At 68.8% G+C, this 17775-nt stretch carries 15 protein-coding genes; 4 read left to right on the forward strand and 11 right to left on the reverse strand.

Features of this window, described 5'->3' with window-relative positions:
* Positions 1-7: 7 nt before the first annotated feature.
* The gene (locus ACIA58_RS01710; protein WP_396401660.1) at positions 8-1216 is read left to right on the forward strand and encodes a TerC/Alx family metal homeostasis membrane protein; all 1209 of its coding nucleotides are present in this window, start codon (positions 8-10) and stop codon (positions 1214-1216) included.
* A gap of 57 nt (positions 1217-1273) precedes the next feature.
* Here ACIA58_RS01710 and ACIA58_RS01715 read toward each other — a convergent pair whose 3' ends face one another.
* The 4 genes from ACIA58_RS01715 to ACIA58_RS01730 are packed head-to-tail and all read right to left on the reverse strand — an operon-like array spanning position 1274 to position 6121.
* Positions 1274-2104, reverse strand: coding sequence for a carbohydrate ABC transporter permease (locus ACIA58_RS01715; RefSeq protein WP_396401661.1), 831 nt, complete (start codon positions 2102-2104; stop codon positions 1274-1276).
* On the reverse strand, positions 2104-2985 hold the full coding sequence (locus ACIA58_RS01720; protein ID WP_396401662.1) for a carbohydrate ABC transporter permease: 882 nt from the start codon (positions 2983-2985) through the stop codon (positions 2104-2106). Before ACIA58_RS01720 ends, ACIA58_RS01715 begins: the two co-directional genes overlap by 1 nt.
* Entirely contained in the window at positions 2982-4292 is a 1311-nt protein-coding gene (locus tag ACIA58_RS01725; RefSeq protein WP_396401663.1) for an extracellular solute-binding protein, read from the reverse strand. Before ACIA58_RS01725 ends, ACIA58_RS01720 begins: the two co-directional genes overlap by 4 nt.
* Before the next feature lie 2 nt (positions 4293-4294).
* Entirely contained in the window at positions 4295-6121 is a 1827-nt protein-coding gene (locus ACIA58_RS01730; RefSeq protein ID WP_396401664.1) for a glycoside hydrolase family 127 protein, read from the reverse strand.
* 138 nt (positions 6122-6259) lie between these two features.
* On the opposite strand from ACIA58_RS01730, the gene ACIA58_RS01735 reads away from it, so the two are divergent.
* Positions 6260-7258 (forward strand): LacI family DNA-binding transcriptional regulator, encoded by a 999-nt coding sequence (locus ACIA58_RS01735; protein ID WP_396401665.1) that lies wholly within the window; start codon positions 6260-6262, stop codon positions 7256-7258.
* A gap of 53 nt (positions 7259-7311) precedes the next feature.
* On the forward strand, positions 7312-8490 hold the full coding sequence (locus ACIA58_RS01740; RefSeq protein WP_396401666.1) for a hypothetical protein: 1179 nt from the start codon (positions 7312-7314) through the stop codon (positions 8488-8490).
* 8 nt (positions 8491-8498) lie between these two features.
* Here ACIA58_RS01740 and ACIA58_RS01745 read toward each other — a convergent pair whose 3' ends face one another.
* Genes ACIA58_RS01745 through ACIA58_RS01775 form a run of 7 tightly spaced genes read right to left on the reverse strand, consistent with a single transcriptional unit; the run spans position 8499 to position 16482 of the window.
* The gene (locus tag ACIA58_RS01745; protein ID WP_396401667.1) at positions 8499-9068 is read right to left on the reverse strand and encodes a hypothetical protein; all 570 of its coding nucleotides are present in this window, start codon (positions 9066-9068) and stop codon (positions 8499-8501) included.
* Entirely contained in the window at positions 9065-10969 is a 1905-nt protein-coding gene (locus ACIA58_RS01750; RefSeq protein WP_396401668.1) for a hypothetical protein, read from the reverse strand. Before ACIA58_RS01750 ends, ACIA58_RS01745 begins: the two co-directional genes overlap by 4 nt.
* Entirely contained in the window at positions 10962-12611 is a 1650-nt protein-coding gene (locus tag ACIA58_RS01755; RefSeq protein ID WP_396401669.1) for a heparinase II/III family protein, read from the reverse strand. Before ACIA58_RS01755 ends, ACIA58_RS01750 begins: the two co-directional genes overlap by 8 nt.
* A complete protein-coding gene (locus tag ACIA58_RS01760) occupies positions 12608-13366 on the reverse strand; it encodes an SDR family NAD(P)-dependent oxidoreductase (protein WP_396401670.1) in 759 nt (252 codons plus the stop codon). The genes ACIA58_RS01755 and ACIA58_RS01760 overlap by 4 nt, the downstream gene beginning before the upstream one ends.
* 23 nt (positions 13367-13389) lie before the next feature.
* A complete protein-coding gene (locus ACIA58_RS01765) occupies positions 13390-14271 on the reverse strand; it encodes a carbohydrate ABC transporter permease (RefSeq protein ID WP_396401671.1) in 882 nt (293 codons plus the stop codon).
* A complete protein-coding gene (locus ACIA58_RS01770) occupies positions 14258-15199 on the reverse strand; it encodes a carbohydrate ABC transporter permease (RefSeq protein ID WP_396401672.1) in 942 nt (313 codons plus the stop codon). The genes ACIA58_RS01765 and ACIA58_RS01770 overlap by 14 nt, the downstream gene beginning before the upstream one ends.
* Positions 15196-16482, reverse strand: coding sequence for an ABC transporter substrate-binding protein (locus ACIA58_RS01775; protein WP_396401673.1), 1287 nt, complete (start codon positions 16480-16482; stop codon positions 15196-15198). The genes ACIA58_RS01770 and ACIA58_RS01775 overlap by 4 nt, the downstream gene beginning before the upstream one ends.
* 249 nt (positions 16483-16731) lie before the next feature.
* Here ACIA58_RS01775 and ACIA58_RS01780 point away from each other — a divergent pair, with 249 nt between their 5' ends.
* Entirely contained in the window at positions 16732-17775 is a 1044-nt protein-coding gene (locus tag ACIA58_RS01780) for a LacI family DNA-binding transcriptional regulator (RefSeq protein ID WP_396401674.1), read from the forward strand.

Raw genomic sequence — 17775 nt, forward strand, 5'->3', positions numbered from 1 at the left:
TTACGACATGACGGTCTCCCCGCTGGTCTGGGTGCTGACATTGCTGGCGATCGCCGGCCTGCTGCTGTTCGACTACTTCTTCCACGTCCGGTCGGCACACGTCCCGACGCTGCGCGAGGCCGCGGTCTGGTCCACGTTGTACGTCGGGATCGCGATCTTGTTCGGTCTCGGCGCGCTCGTGATCGGCGGCACCGAGATGGGTTCGGAGTACTTCGCCGGGTACGTCACGGAGAAGGCGCTCTCGGTCGACAACCTGTTCGTGTTCCTGATCATCATGACCGGCTTCCGGGTGCCGCGGGAGAACCAGCAGAAGGTGCTGCTGGTCGGGATCGTGGTGAGCCTGATCGCCCGGGCCGCGTTCATCTTCGCCGGCTCCGCGTTGCTGCACACGTTCTCCTGGGTGTTCTACCTGTTCGGGGTCGCGCTGCTGCTGACCGCCGGCAACATGCTCAAACCGGAGACCGAGGAGTCGCACCGGGCGCAGAACATCGTGGTGCGGCTGGCCCGCAGGCTGTTCCGGACCAGCGAGGAGTACGACGGGGACCGGCTGACCACCGTGGTCGGCGGCCGCCGGATGCTGACGCCGATGCTGCTGGTGATGGTCGCGATCGGCGCCACCGACCTGATGTTCGCACTCGACTCGATCCCGGCGATCTTCGGCCTGACGCAGAACGTGTACGTCGTGTTCACCGCGACCGCGTTCAGCCTGCTCGGCCTGCGGCAGCTGTTCTTCCTGCTCGACGGCCTGCTGGACCGGCTGATCTACCTGTCGTTCGGACTGGCCGCGATCCTGATGTTCATCGGCGCCAAGCTGATCCTGCACGCGCTGCACGAGAACAACCTGCCGTTCGTGAACGGCGGCGACCACGTCGAGGTGATGGAGATCAGCACCGGTCTCTCGCTGGTGGTGATCCTCGTGGTACTGCTGATCACCATCTTCGCCTCACTGTTCAGCACCCGCGGGCGGACGCAGACCGCGATGGCCCACATCCGCCGCGACGCGAACGCCTACCTCGACCCGGACTACACCGACGACCCGGCCGAGCGGGAGCGGGTCTTCCAGCGGCTGCTCCGCGCCCGCGACCACATCACCGAGCTAGGCCCGAAGGCCAAGCAGCACGTCCTGAACGAGGAAGACCTGATGGCCCTGTGCCGCCAGGTCGGCGAGGCCCACGCCACCGCCCACGCCGACCACGAGATCCGCCCCAGCCTTTGACCTTGTGCACGCACCAACCACTTCGGACGCGGTGAAATGGTTGGTGCGTGCTCAAAGTCAGCCTTTGACGGCTCCGGAGGCGAGGCCGGTGACGTAGAAGCGCTGCAGTCCGACGTAGAGGATCACGCAGGGGATCATCGCGATCACCGCGCCCGCGACGAGTGAGCCGAAGTTGATCTCGCCGTACGCACCCGCCTGGACGTTCACCAAGGCGACGGGCAGCGTGTAGAGCTTGTCCTTGGTCAGGAAGGTCAGCGCGCCGAGGAACTCCGTCCAGGCGGCGAGGAACGCGTAGAGGGCGACGGTGGCGGCGCCCGGCGTGATGAGCGGGCGCAGTACCGAGCCGAGCATCCGCAGCGTGCCGCAGCCGTCGACGTGCGCGGAGTCTTCCAACTCGACCGGCACCGAGGCGAAGGAGTTCCGCATCACGAACACCCCGAACGGCAGGTTGACCGTGGTGTAGAACAGCACCAGGCCGAGCAGGCTGTCGGTCAGCCGGAGCGTGTTCATCTCCAGGTAGAGCGGCGTCAGGATCGCCTGGAACGGGATCATCATCGACACCACCACGAGCGCGAACAGCACCGGTGCGCTCCGGAACCGGAACCGCGCGAACCCGTAGCCGGCGAACGTCGCCAGCACCGCCGTCAGCACCGCGGTGCTCAGGGCAACGATCAGGCTGTTGCCGACGGCCCGGACAAGGTTGCCCGGCCCCTCGATCAACGTCCGGAAGTTGTCCCAGGTCAGGTGGAAGAACGTCGACGCGTTCGGTGCCGCGACGATCACGTCGTTCGGCTGCACCGACCGGAAGAGGGCCCAGAGCAACGGTACGGCGAAGACGAGGAGGGCGCCGCCGCCGCCGATGACGTAGAAGGTGTTCTTGAGTCTCATCAGTCCTTCTCCCGGAGCAGCCGGAACTGGGCCGCGGTGACGAGTCCGACCACGATCACGAGCACGATCGACAGCGCGGTCGCGGCACCGAGCTGCAGCTGGACGAAGGCCCGGTTGTAGATGTACTGGACCACCGTCGTGGTGTCGGTGCCCGGACCGCCGCGGGTCAGGATGTAGAACTGCGAGAAGGCGAGCAGCGAGCCGACCACCGAGATGATCACCGACATCGCGATCGTCGGACGCAGGATCGGGATCGTGATGTCCCGCTCCTGCTTCCACCAGCCCGCGCCGTCGAGTTCGGCCGACTCGTAGTACTCGCGCGGGATCGCCTGCATGCCGGCCATCAGCAGCATCATCGTCAGCCCGCTGACCGCCCAGATGACCAGCACGCAGATCAGCCCGGTGGCGAGCGGCCCGTCCACCAGCCAGGCCGTCGTACCGTCGGTGATGCCGAGCTTCTTCAGCACGATGTTGATCACGCCGCTCTCCGGCTGCGCCTCCAGAACCGTGACGAAGCTGAGCGTCGAGAGGCCGACGACGAAGGGGAGGAAGAAGACGGTACGGAGCAGCGTCGAGCCGCGGCGTTTCCGTCGTACCAGGACTGCGAGTGCGTAGCCGAGCACCAGGATCGGCCCGGTCACGATGACCGTGTACAGGAGCGTGTAGAGGACGGACTTGGCGAACGCGGCGTCGGAGATGATCGCGGTGTAGTTCTTCAGCCCGCTGAACTTCACCGAGCCGATCAGCGGCCAGTTGGTCAGCGAGATCACCAGTGCGAACGCCAACGGCACCAGCACGAAGACGCCGACGAAGAGAACCGCTGGGGTGACCAACAACAGCCCGGTCCGTCCCGGATGCGTCAACGATCGCGGTGTGCTCATGCCTGCCCCTGCTTCAGGATGCGGTCGTAGTTCTGCTGGGCTTCCTTCATCGCGGCCTCCAGTTCGCCGTCGAAGACCGCACGGCGGAACATCTGCAGCCACGGCCCGTCCGGCTGGTTGTAGAGGAGGTTGTAGGACAGCGTCGTCGGCGCGTACCCCTCCTGGATGCGCTCCAGCGGCAGCGTCGCCAACGGATACTTCTTCGCGAACTCCGCAGTCCGCGCGTCCGACCGCACCGGCGTGTACCCGCCGGCCGGCAGGTCGATCTGCTGCGGCAGGTCCAGCGCGAACCGCACGAACTCCCACGCCCCCGAGGCGTTGCGCGCGCCGCGCGGGATACACATGTTGTCGCCGCCGTCGAAGAACGCCGAACCGCCGTCCGGCCCGGACAGCAGCCGCGGCGTGACCTTCTGGTGGAACGCATCGTCGGACGCGGACACGACCACGCTGTAGTTCGACGGGAAGATCCCGATCTTCCCGGCCCGGAAGTCACTGCCCCAGCGGGACGCATCGTCGGAGAAGTTTGCCCTCGGCACCAATCCGTCCACCCACAGCTGCCGGTGCAGCTCGAGCATCCGCTGGACGACGTCGTTGCCGACGATGTGCCCGGACTGGCTGCCGATCGCGCCCTGGATCAGGTCGGTGTCCGCGGCCCACACCATCGGCTGTACGACGAACCCGAGCGCGCCCGGGCTGTTCGCCGGGAAGCTCCACGCGTAGATGTCATCGCCGAGCTTGCGGAGCTTCTTGGCCGCGTCGAGCAGGTTGTCGAACGACTTCACTGCCTCGTCCGGATCGATCTCGGCACGGTCGCACAGCTCGGTGTTGAACCAGAACATCGAGTTGTCGGCGAGGTACGGAACGCCGTACACGCGCTCGTTCTTGGTCGCCAGCCGCAGGTGGCCCGGGCTGAGCTTGTCCCGGAAGTCCAACGCAGCCAGCGGATCGGTGAGGTCGGTGAACGCGTCGCGGTAGATGAACAGCATCGAGTTGATGTCGTCGATGTCGACCAGGTCCGGCACGCTCCGGCCGCGGATCGCGGTCGCCAGCTTGGTCACGTACTGCGCGTCCAGGACCGGCGTCAGCTCGACGGTGAGCCGGTCCTGGGACGCGTTGAACTTCTTCACCAGGTCGGTCAGGCCGGTCTGGGTCGCCGCCCGGCACCACACCTGCACGGTGCCGGTGGCTTCCGTCCCGAAACCCGCCGCCTGGACGTCGGGTTCGGGCAGGACCGAGCTACAGCCCGGAAGCAGACCAGCCGTGGTCGCTCCGGCTGCAAGGCCGAGGAACTGCCGACGCGTGACCACAATCAGACCTTGGGGAGCCAGACGCGCATGGCACCGATCTCCCGGTTCGCCCACGCGTAGTACGGAACCGCGGTCACCTCGACGGCGTCCCCGGTCGAGTCGTCGGCGCCAGGCTCGAACGACCACCCCGGCTTGTGCCCTGTACCCACCCGACCCTGGGCCCTCAGCACAGTTACGCCACCCAGGAGATCTGATTCCTCGGCGGTAGGTGCCTCTAGCAACAGATGCAGGTCGTCCACGTCGGCCGAGTTGTCCACCTGCTCGACGGCGTACACCAGCGGGCCACGCTCGAGAGCGACACAACCGCGGACAGCGTCGATCCGAGGATCTGCTCCGACCACCCGGGAGTGCAGCGGCAGTTGAAGGGTGATGTCGGCCGCGGTGACGCGGGCGTAGGTGCCGGGCTCGACCGGCTCGCCGTTGACGGTGGCACCTTCTGCCCAGGCAGGAATGCGGAGCTCGACAACAGTTGGTTCCGGAGCCGTGATGCGGACCGTGCCCTCCCAGGGGTAGGCGGTCTCCACCTGCAGGTCGCCGATCGCACCGGTCGCGTACTGGTGGATCTGGATCGCGTCGTCGGTGGTGGTTGCCAGGTAGCCGTCGAGGCTGGAGAGGGTGCGCATGATGTTCGGCGGGCAGCAGGCGCAGTCGAACCAGCCGCGGCGCCCGTGGGCGGGACTGCGGCCGTTGTCCGGGAACGCGCCGCCGCGCAGCTGCAGCGGGTTGACGTAGAAGTACTCCGTGCCGGCGAGCGACACCCCGGCCAGGAAGCCGTTGTAGAGCATCCGCTCGATCGCGTCGGCGTACGACGCCTCGCCGGTCGCGAGCAGCATCCGCCAGGCCCACTGGATCCCGCCGATCGCCGCACAGGTCTCGGCGTACGCCCGGTCCGCCGGCAGCTCGTACTCGTCGCCGAACGCCTCGCCCTCCCAGCGTGCACCGAGTCCGCCGGTGACGTAGGTCTTGGTCGACCACATGTGGTCGAACTGCCGCTTCAACGCCTCCAGCAGCTCGGCGTCGCCGGTCTCCAGCGCTACGTCGGTCGCGCCCGCGGCCAGGTAGACCGCGCGGACCGAGTGTCCTTCGACCGAGGTCGCCTCGCGGACCGGGACGCGGTCGGAGAAGTACGCCGGGGAGTGGCCGTGGTTCTCGATGATCCCGTGACCGCGGGCATCGACGAACCACTTGGCCAGGTCCAGGTACGCCGCCGTACCTGTTTCTCGATAAAGCTCGACCAGGGCCATCTCGATCACCGGGTGGCCGTCGACATCGACCGTCTTGCCGTCGCCGAACGTCGCGGCGAGGTGGTCGGCGAGCTTGGTCGCGACGTCGAGGAGGGCCCGGTCGCCGGTGCAGCGGACCTGGGCGACCGCGGCCTGGATCAGGTGGCCGGCGCAGTAGTGCTCGTGGCTCCAGACGAGTTGCTGGTAGCGGCCCTCGTCGCCGTACCGGAGCTGGACGACCGAGTCGAGGTACCCGTCGTCGCGCTGCGCCGCGGCGACCACCGCGGTCAGCTCGCGGATGCGCTTGAGCAGGTCGTCGTCCGGGTTGCGCCCGTACTCCCAGGCGGCGGCCTCGAGCCACTTGTAGACGTCGGAGTCGGCGAAGACCGGGCCGATCGCCTCGCCCTCGCCGATGCCCGCGGCCAGGCGGAGGTTCTGCAGGTTGCCGGCCTTCTCGAGCTGGTCCTGGCCGCTCGGGATCGCGTCCAGACCGTTGCGGGTCTGCCGCGGCGCCCAGAAGCCGCCGGTGATCGTGGCCTGGCCGAGTCCGAGCGGGCGGCGGCGCCCCTTGGTGGTGGCGGCGGGGCTGCGGGGGGCTGCGCTCATATCGCGTGACTCCTGAGTGAGGACGGAATCTGTCTAGGAAAATCCGGAACACGTTTTCCTGCACGAAGGTAGAGCGGATGCTGACGGCGGTCAACCCTTCGGGCTAGACTCCCGGAAACCTCGGAAAGGAGTTGCCGGATGGCGTCACCGCTGCATTCGCAGCCGCGGATCACCGACGTGGCCGCGTTGGCGGGTGTCTCCACGAGCACGGCGTCCAAGGCGCTCAACGACACCGGCCAGCTCCGCGAGGAGACCCGCGAGCGGGTCCGCCGGGCCGCCGAGCAGCTCGGATTCACGCCCGACAGCCGCGGCCGGGCGTTGTCGTCCGGCCGCAGCTTCACCGTCGGGCTGATCACCACCGACAGCTCCGGCCGGTTCAGCATCCCGATCATGCTCGGCGCCGAGGACGCCCTCAGCGCCGGCGAGATGGCGCTCGTGTTGTGCGACACCCGCGACGACCCGCTCCGCGAGCAGCACTACCTGAAGTCGCTGGTCGCGCGACGGGTCGACGGCATCATCGTGACCGGCCGCCGGACCGAGCCGCGGGCGCCGATCGAGGTGCCGATCCCGGTCGTGTACGCCTTCAGCCCGTCGACCGATCCGGGCGACACATCGGTGATCGTCGACGACCACGGCGGGGTCGGCTCCGCCGTACGGCACCTGCTGTCGCTCGGTCGCTCGAAGATCGCGCACGTCACCGGCCCGGATTCCCACCACAGCGCGCAGATCCGCGCCGCCGCCACGGTGGAGTTTGCGGGCGACGCGTTCGCCGGCCAGCCCCTGCACGGCGAGTGGAGCGAGCGCTGGGGCCGGCACGCGGTCGACGTACTGCTCCGGACGCAGCCCGACGTCGACGCGATCGCCTGCGGAAGCGACCAGATCGCCCGCGGTGTCTGCGATCGCCTGCGCGAGCTGGGCCGCTCGGTCCCGGACGACATCGCGGTCACCGGCTACGACAACTGGTCGGTGATGGCCCTCGCGAGCCGGCCACCGCTCACCACGGTCGACATGGAGCTGGAGGAGCTCGGCCGCCGTACCGCGAACCTGCTCCTCGACGCGATCGCCGGCTCGGCCCACCCCGGCCCGATGAAGCTCCCGACCCGCCTGATCACGCGGGAATCGACGCTGGGCACCTGAACGTCACCTTCGAGACTCCCAGTAGTCGCCGAACGGGCCCTAGATTTGTTCGGGTGCTGCGCAAGCTCGTCATCGGCGTAGCGGTGATCGCCACACTCGTGGCGGGGGTGGGCACCGCGCGCCTGGTTCTTGATCCCACCCGTGGCATCCCGAAGCAGCTGGCGTTCCTGCGCGCCGAGATCGAGGGCGGCGCGGACCGGGCCGCGCAGAAACAGTTTCCGGAGGGATACTTCTTCCTCAACGTGCTGTACGGGCTCAGCTGGGTCCAGATCGGGCTCGGCGACCCGGCACGGTCCGCCGATGCGACCCTGGAGGTCCGCTGGTCCCTCGACCGGCTGGCCGGCGCGGACGGGACCGCTCCCTTCGACGAGTCGCTGCAACCGCAGTACGGCGTCTTCTATGCAGGCTGGACGAACTGGCTGCGCGGCGGGCTGATCGCGCTCGGTCACTCCGACGCCGCAGACCTCGACACGTTCACGAGCGAGTCGGTCGAGCTCGCCACCGCGTTCCGGACCGCGAAGACACCGTTCCTGGCGGCGTACCCGGGCCAGGCGTGGCCGGTCGACTCCGTCGTCGCGATCGCCTCGCTCCGCCAGTACGACGCACTCGTCGCGCCGAGGTTCGGTCAGATCGCGCGCAACTGGGTGACGGCGGCGAAGACGAAGCTCGATCCCGCGACGGGTCTGCTTCCGCATCAGGTCGCGCCACAGGTGTCCGGGGCGCGGGGTTCGTCGCAGGCGATGATCCAGCGGTTCCTGGTGGACATCGACCCGACGTTCGCGCGCACGCAGTACGAGATCTTCAAGGACAAGTTCGTCACCGGGGTCGGCGTGCGGGAGTACCCGAAGGGCACCGGCGGTCAGGGGGATGTCGACTCCGGGCCGCTGGTCTTCGGGATGAGCATGTCGGCGACCGTGGTCGCGATCGGCGCGGCGCGGGTACACAACGATCCGCTCGCCGGCCGGCTGGCACGCGAAGGCGAGCTGGTCGGACTGCCGTTCAGCGGGCTGAAGACCAAGCGGTACGCGTTCGGCGCGCTGCCGATCGGCGACGCCTTCCTCGCCTGGTCAGCGTCCGCCCGGCCGCTGGTCGCCCCCGGACAACCGAAACTCAACGGCGCCTCCGGCTGGTGGCGCCTCCCCTGGCTGCTCGCGCTGTGGCTACCCGCCTTGATCCTGTGGGGCGCCCTCCGCCTCCGACACCGCGGCCGAAGACGCAGGCGCGCGCACTGATGGTGCGCCTAGGCGTGATCGGCGACCAGGAGGCCGACGAGGACCGGCACGGTCGCGCCGAGGAGCAACGGGCCGGCCGGGATCACGAGCGAGAAGACCGGTGCGGCGATGGCGGCGCCGAGCAGTGCGGTGCCGCGCGGTACGGATGTGAAGGCGAGCCGAAACGCCGTACGACGCCACTCGGCCGCGGCGGCGGACGGGTCGCGGCCGGCCGAGACGGCGAGCGCGACGTGGTAAGTGACCGCGGCGGCGATCAGGCCGACATGGATCATGAACAGTGTCACCACGAGCGGGCCGGACCGCCCGGCCAGGAACGACAAATTGCTCACAGCAACCAATGCGGCGATCGTCATCAGGATCGACTGCGGCAGCAGCGGACGCCAGTACCTGCGCCACCCGGCGAACACTCCGGTGAAGCAGCGCGAGTCGCCGTCCGTCCGCCACCTGTTCAACGCGAACCCCACCGCGGCCAGGGCCGGCAACCACGTCACGATCCCCAGACACAGCACCGAGAACGCGACGCCGGCGAGCGCCGGACTCGCAAGCCACCCGAGCCAGCCCAGCGCGCGGCGGCTCATACCGTGATCCTCCCGTCCGCGGTCTCGATCACGGCCTTCGCCTGCTCCCCTTCGATCAGACCGTCGTCTGCCAGCAGCACGGTCTCGTCGTCGAAAGCGATCCCGTAGCCGCGGGTCATCGGCAGGCGCCGAGCGGTGGGTGGTGACGGGTGCAGCGCCGAAGTCGGCTCGATCGTGGTCAGCAACGTCGCGGTCGTCGACTTCGCGGCCGTTGCGCGCAGCGTGTGCATCGTGCGGGTCAGCCGGAGGCTCGGGGTGCTCGACGTCGGATTCGCCTCGACCTCGGTCACGGCCGACTCGACCTCGAGCGGGGTGTGCAGTCGCACCCACGCCTGCGCGGACCCGGACCGCAGCACGATGTCGTCGCCGTACTCGATCGGCCAGTCCGCGTGCAGCAGCAGCGTCCAGTCCCGTGGCGACTCGGCAGCGCACCGATCGAGCAGGACCAGGCGACCGGCCGGCGTGAACACCAGCGTGCGATCCAGCCGGGTGATCCCGAGCTCGGCCGGGTACATCGCCGCGATCTGCGCGGTCGCATGCGCCATCCCGTCGGCCGCGAGAACGTCGACCATCCGGGCCTGCCGTTCGTACGGCGCCCCCTTGTACACGTGGTACCGGTCCTCGTCGGCGAACCCGAAACCGTCCACCAGGATCAGGTTGTGGTCCCCGGCCCGCTTGCGATTGCTGTACCCCTCGTCGACCGCCAGGAACGCACCCCGTGAGGTCAGCACGAACGACCCCGCGTCGGGATGGTGATGCCCGGCGCTCAGCGTGTCCCAGCCGCGCTCGCGATCCAGCCGGTGCGACGTCTCCCAGGCCTGATGCCCGCCGCCGGGCGCGGCCTTGAACGACACCATCGTTGCCTCGTCGTCCCATCCGGTCCGGGCGGTGACCAGGCCGAGGTCCGGGAAGTACGCCGACAACGCGGTGCTCTTCGCGGGATCGACCGCCGGCAGCGAGTCGTCGTACCAGAGCAGCTCGAGATACGCCTCCGGCATCACGCCAGGCTTCACGCCGCTCGCGTACGCCTCCCGCCAGAAGAACCGCTCGGCGACCAGATCGGCCAGCCACTGCGCCTCGCCGATCCGGTACGCCGCGGCCAGCTTGCGGTACAGCGCGACGCTGTGGCCGCTCCGCCGGTCGTGGCAGTCGCCGTGGTCGATGTTCTCCTCGAAGCCTGGCGCACACTGCTGCAACCGGTAGGAGAACGTGTTCGCCAGGAACGGGCACCGATCCCACCAGTCCAGCTCTTCGCGGTCCTGCAGCAGGTCGAGGTACGTCGCCAGCCACGGGACGCCGTACCGCCAGTAGACGACGCCCTCCATGTCCGAGCCGTCCGCGGGCAGCAACTCGATCACGGTCGCGAAGTTCGCCTTCGCCCGCTCGGTCCACTCCGTGTGGCCGAGTGCGTACCCGGCCGCGGCGAGCCCGGTGTAGCAGATCCAGTTGTGGTTCTGCCAGTACGACGAACTCCACCAGGAGCCCTCGGACTGCACGGCGTACTCGTACAACCGGGATCCCTGCAGCTCCAGCTTCGCCCGCAGTTCGCCGGCCAGTTCGAAGTCGTCGCCGAGCCAGGTCGCGGCCAGCGACAGCCCGTGCAGCAGCCAGCCCGCGTCGAGGTCGTGGTCGGGCAGATGCGCCTTGCCCCAGTGCGGGAACCCGATCGCCGCCGAGATCCAGCGCGCCGCCTCGGCCCGGTACCCGGGGTTCCCGGTCAGCCGGTAGGCCAGCGCCAGATTGGCGGCGGCCGGCCCGAAGTACGTGATGCTCGCGGACGGATGCTCGGTCGGCGGGGTCTGGGTGCGGTACCAGTCGCACTGCTCACGCAGCCGCCGCCACTGTGCGGCGTACCGGCCGTCGAGACCGTCACGGACTACGTCGATGCGCTCGTCAAACATCAGTCATCCCGGGGTTCGGTGTGGTCGAGTAGACGGATCGGAAGACCGCCGACGTGCCCACGACTGTCCAGTCCAGCCAGGTCCTGGGGCGCTGTGGATCGTCGGCCGGTCCAGGGCCTGGCCGCGTCACGGGCACGCCGTCGCCCTGGTGGTAGCCGTAGAGCGTCTCGTCGCCCGCCCAGGTCGTCCGGATCGCGTCCGGCCCGACCTCGACGGTCAGGTGGACATCCGGCCGGAACTGCAGGACGATCTCGCGCTCCCGATCCGCCGTCACACGGACCACATCCACCAGTCGGCCGTCCTCGACGATCAACTGCCGCGTCGCCCGTACGCCGTCGTACCAGCCGTCGACCTGCGCGGTCGCCGACGTCTGGTCCTGGCTGAGCACACCTGTCGCCTCAGCAGGCTCGAGACCGTCGATGCGGATCGTCGGGTGCGCGACGACGGACTTGTAGTGCCGACGCCATTCCGTATGTCCGTACGGCACCTGACCTGGATCCGGTTGCCATGGGGTACTCGCGCCGTACAGGTACAGCGCGAGCTTGTCGTGGTGCCCGTGCGAACCACCGTGCGGGCCGTGGTCGAGGACCGCGTGGATGCCGTCAGCGCGGATCACCGCGTAGGAAGAGCTCGAGCTCGCGACGGCGCGATCGAGTGGCGGGCCCGCGAACCAGCCGGTGAACCTGTCCTCAAGACCGTCGTACTCAGGACCGATCTCCGCTCGAGCCCGGTCCGCGACCGCGTCGAGGCCGTGGTGTGTCGTGAGTTGCCGCGCCAGAGCAACGATCTCGAGCCACTCCAGGGCGAGCGGCACCCGGCGGTACGGACCGTCGTGCAGCGCGGGCAGGATTCCGCCTTCGGTCGCGATGCCGGCCAGTGCCGCGATCATCCGCTCCAACCGCTCCGGTACCGCGGCCGGATCGGAGCCTCGCAAGCTCAACAGGTACGCCCGCAGTACGAAGCCGTGGTAGTACGTGCTGCCTTCCCATTCCCAGCCGTCCTCGCCGGTCGCGACCTCCAGGTGGGCGAACTGTCCGCGCTCGCCCGTCAGCCATTCGTGCGCCCCGTCCCAGTCCTCACCCCGAACCGCGGCCGCCGCCTGACTCGCCGTTGCGCCCAACGCGTTGAACCAGGCGGTGTAGTTCGACGAGAACTTGTCCTGGGCAACCATCGCGTCCCGGGCCCGACGAGCGCCGGCGACCATGTCGTCGAGCATCGGCAACGTCTCGGCGAGATCGGCCCGGCCGGCGAGATTCACGATCGAGTGGGCGATCGGCACGCCCCACACCGCGTCGGTCAGCGCCTGGTGGAACAGCCGCCCGCGCTGCATCCACCCCTGCGCCTGCTCATGCTCCCCGGCCTTCGTGAGCTCTTGATAGAGCCGCGCGTACGACGTGAGCAGCTCGGCGCCACCCCCGTCGTACGAGAGCAGCCGGATCCGTCGTGCCCACCAGTGATGCGCGAGCACGGTCCACGCCCCGCGAACGGCGGGCGTGTCGACGCGGCAACCGTGCCGGCACTGTGCGCCGGCCGCGGGAAACTCACCGGTGTCGAACCCGGCGTGCTCGAGCTCGACACCGTGCGCCGGGCAGACGTACTCGTGCCACCAGCCGCCGCGCTCGATCGGCGGATGTCCGGTCATCGGGGCCACGTGCCACCGTCGATGTCGAGGGTGATCCCGGTCAGGTACCCCGACGACGGCAGCGCCAGGAAGCGGACCGCGTTCGCCACGTCCTCGACCTGCCCGGCGCGACCGATCGGCGTACCGGCGACCATGTTCGCCTGCGCCTCGGCGGTCGAGAAGGTCTGGTGGAAGGCGGTCTCGGCGATGTACCCGGGTGCGACCGAGTTGACCGTGATCCCGCGCGGCCCGAGCTCCTTCGCCAGACCCTTGGTGAAGCCGCGGATCCCGGCCTTCGCCGCCGCGTACAGCACCGAGCCGGGTCCGCCGCCGTTGTGCGCGGCGAGCGAAGCCATGGTGATGATCCGCGGAGTCGCCGACTGGGCCAGGTGCGGGATCGCGGCGCGCGTCGTCCGGAACGTCGCGCCGAGGTTCACGTCGACCACCTGCTGGTAGTGCTCGTCGGACATCTCCTCGACCTTCACCCGGCCGATCAGGTGGCCGGCGTTGCACACCAGCACGTCGAGGCCGCCGAGGAACCCGACGGTCTCGTCGAGCAGCCGGTCGACGTCCGCCGTACTCGTGACGTCGGCGGCGACCGCGATCGCCTTGCGGCCGAGTTCCTCGATGTCGGCGACCGTCCGGGCGGCCGCGTCGGCGGACTTGCCGTAGTGGACCACGACGTCCGCTCCGGCCGCCGCGAGACCGAGCGCGATCCCGCGGCCGATCCCGTGCCCGGCGCCGGTCACCAATGCGCGCGTCCCCTGCAGTTCCATCGATTGCTTCCCTTCGGTGAGTGTCATTTGATGCCCGCGGTCGCGAAACCTTGGACGAAGTAGCGCTGCCCGATCAGGAACAGCACCACCATCGGCACGGTCGCCAGCGTGGTCCCGGCCATCAGGAACGCCCACTGGGTGTCGTTCTCGGTCCGGAACACCGACAGCCCGACCTGGATCACCCGCAGGCTGTCGCTCTTGGTCACCAGCAGCGGCCAGAGGAAGTTGTTCCAGGACCCCTCGAAGGTGAGCAGCGCGACGGTGATGAACGCGGGTTTCACCAGCGGCGTCATGATCCGCGCGTAGATGCCGAGCTCGCCGAGGCCGTCCAGCCGGGCCGCCTCCTCCAGCTCGACCGGCAGGTCCAGGTAGAACTGGCGGAACAGGAACACCGAGAACGGACTGACCGCGCCCGGGATGATCAGCGCCCACCACGTGTCCAGCCAGCCGGTACCGCCCTGCCCCGTGATGTCGTTGCCGCCGAACAGCGGCATGAACCGCACGATCAGGAACTCCGGCAGGATCTTCGTGTACGTCGGGATCATCAGCGCACCGACGAACGCGAGGAAGATCAGCGAGCTGCCCCGGAACCGCAACCGGGCCAGCGCGTACCCGGCCATCGACGCGATCACCACGTTCAGCACGGTGTGACTGACCGCGATCACGAAGCTGTTCCGCGCGTACGTCGCGAACGGCGCGGCCCGCAGCGCGTCGGCGTAGTTGCCGAAGGCCCACTTCGTCGGGAACAGCCGCGGCGGTACCGCGGCGATGTCGCCGGGCGTCTTCACCGACGTCAGCAGCATCCAGACGAACGGCACGATCATCACCAGCGAGATCGCGGTCAGCGTCAGGTACAGCGCGATCCGGCCGGCGCGGGCCCGGCGTACGGTCTCAACGGGTGCCACGGTCACCTCCGGTGATCCGGCGGTTCAGCAGGGTCAGGACCAGCAGCAGCGCGAAGAGCACCAGGCTCTGCGCGCACGCGTACCCCATCCGAAACTCGCGGAACGCCGACTTGTAGATCTCGTACGTCATCATCGTCGTACTGTTCGCCGGGCCGCCGTCGGTCAGGATGTACACCTGGTCGAACGACTGGAACGCGCCGATCACCGAGGTGACGAAGACGAAGAACGTTGCCGGTCGCAACAGTGGCAGCGTGAGGCTGAAGAACTGCCGGACCCTCGAGGCGCCGTCGACCGACGCCGCCTCGTACAGCTCGGTCGGCAGGCTCTGCAGCGCGGCCAGGTAGATCAGCATCTTCAGGCCGATGCCCTGCCAGATGCCGACCACGATCACCGCCGGCATCGCCCAGTCGGTGGACGACAGCCAGTTCGGTCCGTCCAGGCCGAGGAACGACAGGACGGCGTTGGCCAGACCGCTGCGCGGGTCGTAGATCCACAGCCAGACCAGCGCCACCGCGATCGTCGCGGTCACCTGCGGGATGAAGATCGCGGTCCGGAAGATCGCCCGGCCGGCCAGTCTGGTGTTGAGCATCAGTGCGATCAGCAACGCGATCGACATCGCCACCGGGACGGTGAAGAACGTGTAGACACTGGTGTTCAGCACCGCCCGGCGGAACACGTCGTCGGACAGCAGCTCGCGGAAGTTCTCCAGCCCGACGAAGCGGGGCGGCGTCAGCACGTCGTACGACGTGAAGCTCAGCACGACCGCGGCGACCAGTGGGATGCCGATCCAGATCAGCGCGTGCAGCACGGCCGGCGCAACCATCAGCAACCCGGCCCGCCGTCGGCCGCGTTGCAGACGGCGAGGTGGGTCGGCGACCGGAGCCGGTGGCGCCGAACGCACCCGCTCCGACACGATCGTGCCGCTCACAGCCGCGAGATCGCTTCCTTGCTCAGGCCGGCGAGCTCGTCGATCGCCTCCTTGGCGGACCGCTTGCCGACCACCGCGGTCTCCAGCGTGGTCTTGATCTTCTCCCGGATCTCCATCCAGGCGGGCGTCCCGCCCTCCGACCGGGCCTTGCTCATGTTGTCCAGGGCAAGCTTCACGAACCCGTTGTTCTTCACGTAGTCCGACGTCCGCAGATTCTGTACGCCGGGCACCGACCCGCGTTGCTGTGCGGTCGGCAGAATCGAATCGGGCGTACCCATGAACTCCACCAGCGCTTCGGCCGCCGCGGGGTGCTTGGTCGAGGCCGAGCGGGAGACCAGCGTCCCGCCCTGCAACATCGCCGGCACCTTGTTGGCCAGGATGAACGCACCGACCTTGTCCTCCGCGAGCAGCTCGGGGGTCTGCTGCTTCAGCTGCACCCAGAGCGAGTTGTTCGCCATCATCATCGCGGCGCGGCCCTGCTGCAGAGTGCTCGGCTGACCGGCCGACGACTTGAACGAGTAGTCCGCCGACTTGTCCTTGATCACGTCGAGGAACAACTGCAGCGCCTCGACACCGCGGTCGTCGTCGAACTTCACCTGCTGCCCGGACTCGTCGAACAGGTTGCCGTCGTTCGCGAACAGGAAGGTCTCCCAGCACTGCCGCAGATCGATCGAGAACGGGTCGAACCCGACCCGGGTGAGTTTGCCGGCGCCGTCCTGGCGGGCCAGCTCCTTGGACATCTCGCGCAGCTCGGCCCAGTCCTTCGGCGGCGCCTTGATCCCGGCCTCGGCGAACAGGTCCTTGCGATAGGTGACGATCCGGGTGTCCAGCACCATCGGCAGCGCGTACAGCTTGCCGTCGAACCGGGACGGCTCGAGCACCCGGTCCTCGTACTCGTACCGCTTGGCGAGGGCGTCGGGCAGCGGCGCGAGCACCTTCTTGTGCGCGAACGGGGGGATCCAGCCGACCCCGAGCATCACCACGTCCGGCATCAGGCCGCCCGCCAGGCTGGTGGTGAGCTTCTCGTTCAGCGCGCTGTACGTCGTGTAGTCGACCTTCACCGTCACGTTCGGGTTCTTCTGCTTGAACGCCGGCAGCAGCTTGCCCTCCAGCAGCTGCTTACCGGTGCTGCCCTCGAAGAGCGGGGTCAGCAGCGTGATCTCGCCTTCGGCGGGTCCGTCGGCGGCCGCCTGGGTGGTGCCGGACGACGCCGAGCACCCGGTGGCGGCGGCGACCGCGCCGAGCCCGAGGGCCGTCAGGACAGATCTGCGGGTGTACTCCATGGCGCGCCTTTCGTGGTGCTGCGGAAGAGGAGTGGTGCAACGATCTACCAGCCGGAGCGGCGCAGCTGTGCGAGGCTGGTGCAACGATGCACCGCATGCTAGGAAGCGATTTCGTCAGCCGTCAAGGGGTTGGCCAGGATCGAGTTCGGCTGGACTTTCGCGAGGCTGTGATGCATCGTTGCACCGCGAGACGGCAGGACGACGGGGTGACAGAATGCGCGGGTGGGCGGTGAATTGAGGACTGGAGAGGTGACGATCCAGCAGGTCGCGACCGAGGCGGGCGTCTCGCCGAGCACGGTGTCCAACCTGCTCAACGGGCGGAACCACCGGATGCTGCCCGAGACCCGGCAGCGGATCGAGCGCGCGATCGACAAGCTCGGCTACCGGCCGAACCGGGCGGCCCGGCAACTGCGCACCGGTCGCACCAACACGATCGGCCTCGTCGTCCCCTCGGTGGGCAACCCGTTCTGGGGCGCGCTCGCGCGGCATCTGGAGTCCGCTGCGCTGGCCGAGGGATACCACGTGCTGCTCTGCAACTCCGAGCGCGATCCCCGCCGCGAGCGCGACTACATCGACGAGTTGTGGGCCGACGGCGTGCACGGCGTCGTACTGTGCTCGTCGCTGCCGTCGCTCGAGCACGTGATGCCGTTGGTCGAGCGCGGGCTCCAACTGGTGGCGTTCGACCGTACGTCGCAGGCCGGGGACCCCGCATCGCTGGTGAGTATCAGCGTCGACAACGCGATCGGCAGTCAACTGGCCACGCAGCATCTGACCGAGCTCGGGCATCGCCGGCTGGCCTTCGTGTCCGGAGCGCTCGCGAGCGTGAACCGCAAGGAGCGGTTCCGCGGGTTCACTGCCGGTCTCGAGCAGGCGGGGATCGATCCGGCAGCGTCGGTGCGAGCGCCGGTCAAGGGCGACTCGGACGATTTCGGCGACGTCGAGGCGTCGGCACTGGGCCGCGCAGCCGCCGCCGAGCTGGTGGCGCTGGACGAGCCCCCGACGGCGATCGTGGCGATCAACGACATGTGCGCGCTCGGCGTCTGCCGCGGACTGCGGGACGGCGGGCTCGAGGTGGGCAAGGACGTCTCGGTGGTCGGTTTCGACGACATCGTGCTAGCCGATTTGTACGCGCCGACGCTGACCACTGTTCGGCAGCCGATGCCGGAGATGGCCTCGGCCGCGTTCACCCAGCTCCGGGCCCGGCTGGACGACTCGGGTCCGACCCAGGGGCAGTCGCTGCTGTTCCGCCCGGAGCTGATCGTGCGGGAGTCGACCGCGCCGCCGCCGTCGTAG

Source organism: Kribbella sp. NPDC051586, assembly GCF_044453965.1.
In the GTDB taxonomy this organism is placed as follows: domain Bacteria; phylum Actinomycetota; class Actinomycetes; order Propionibacteriales; family Kribbellaceae; genus Kribbella.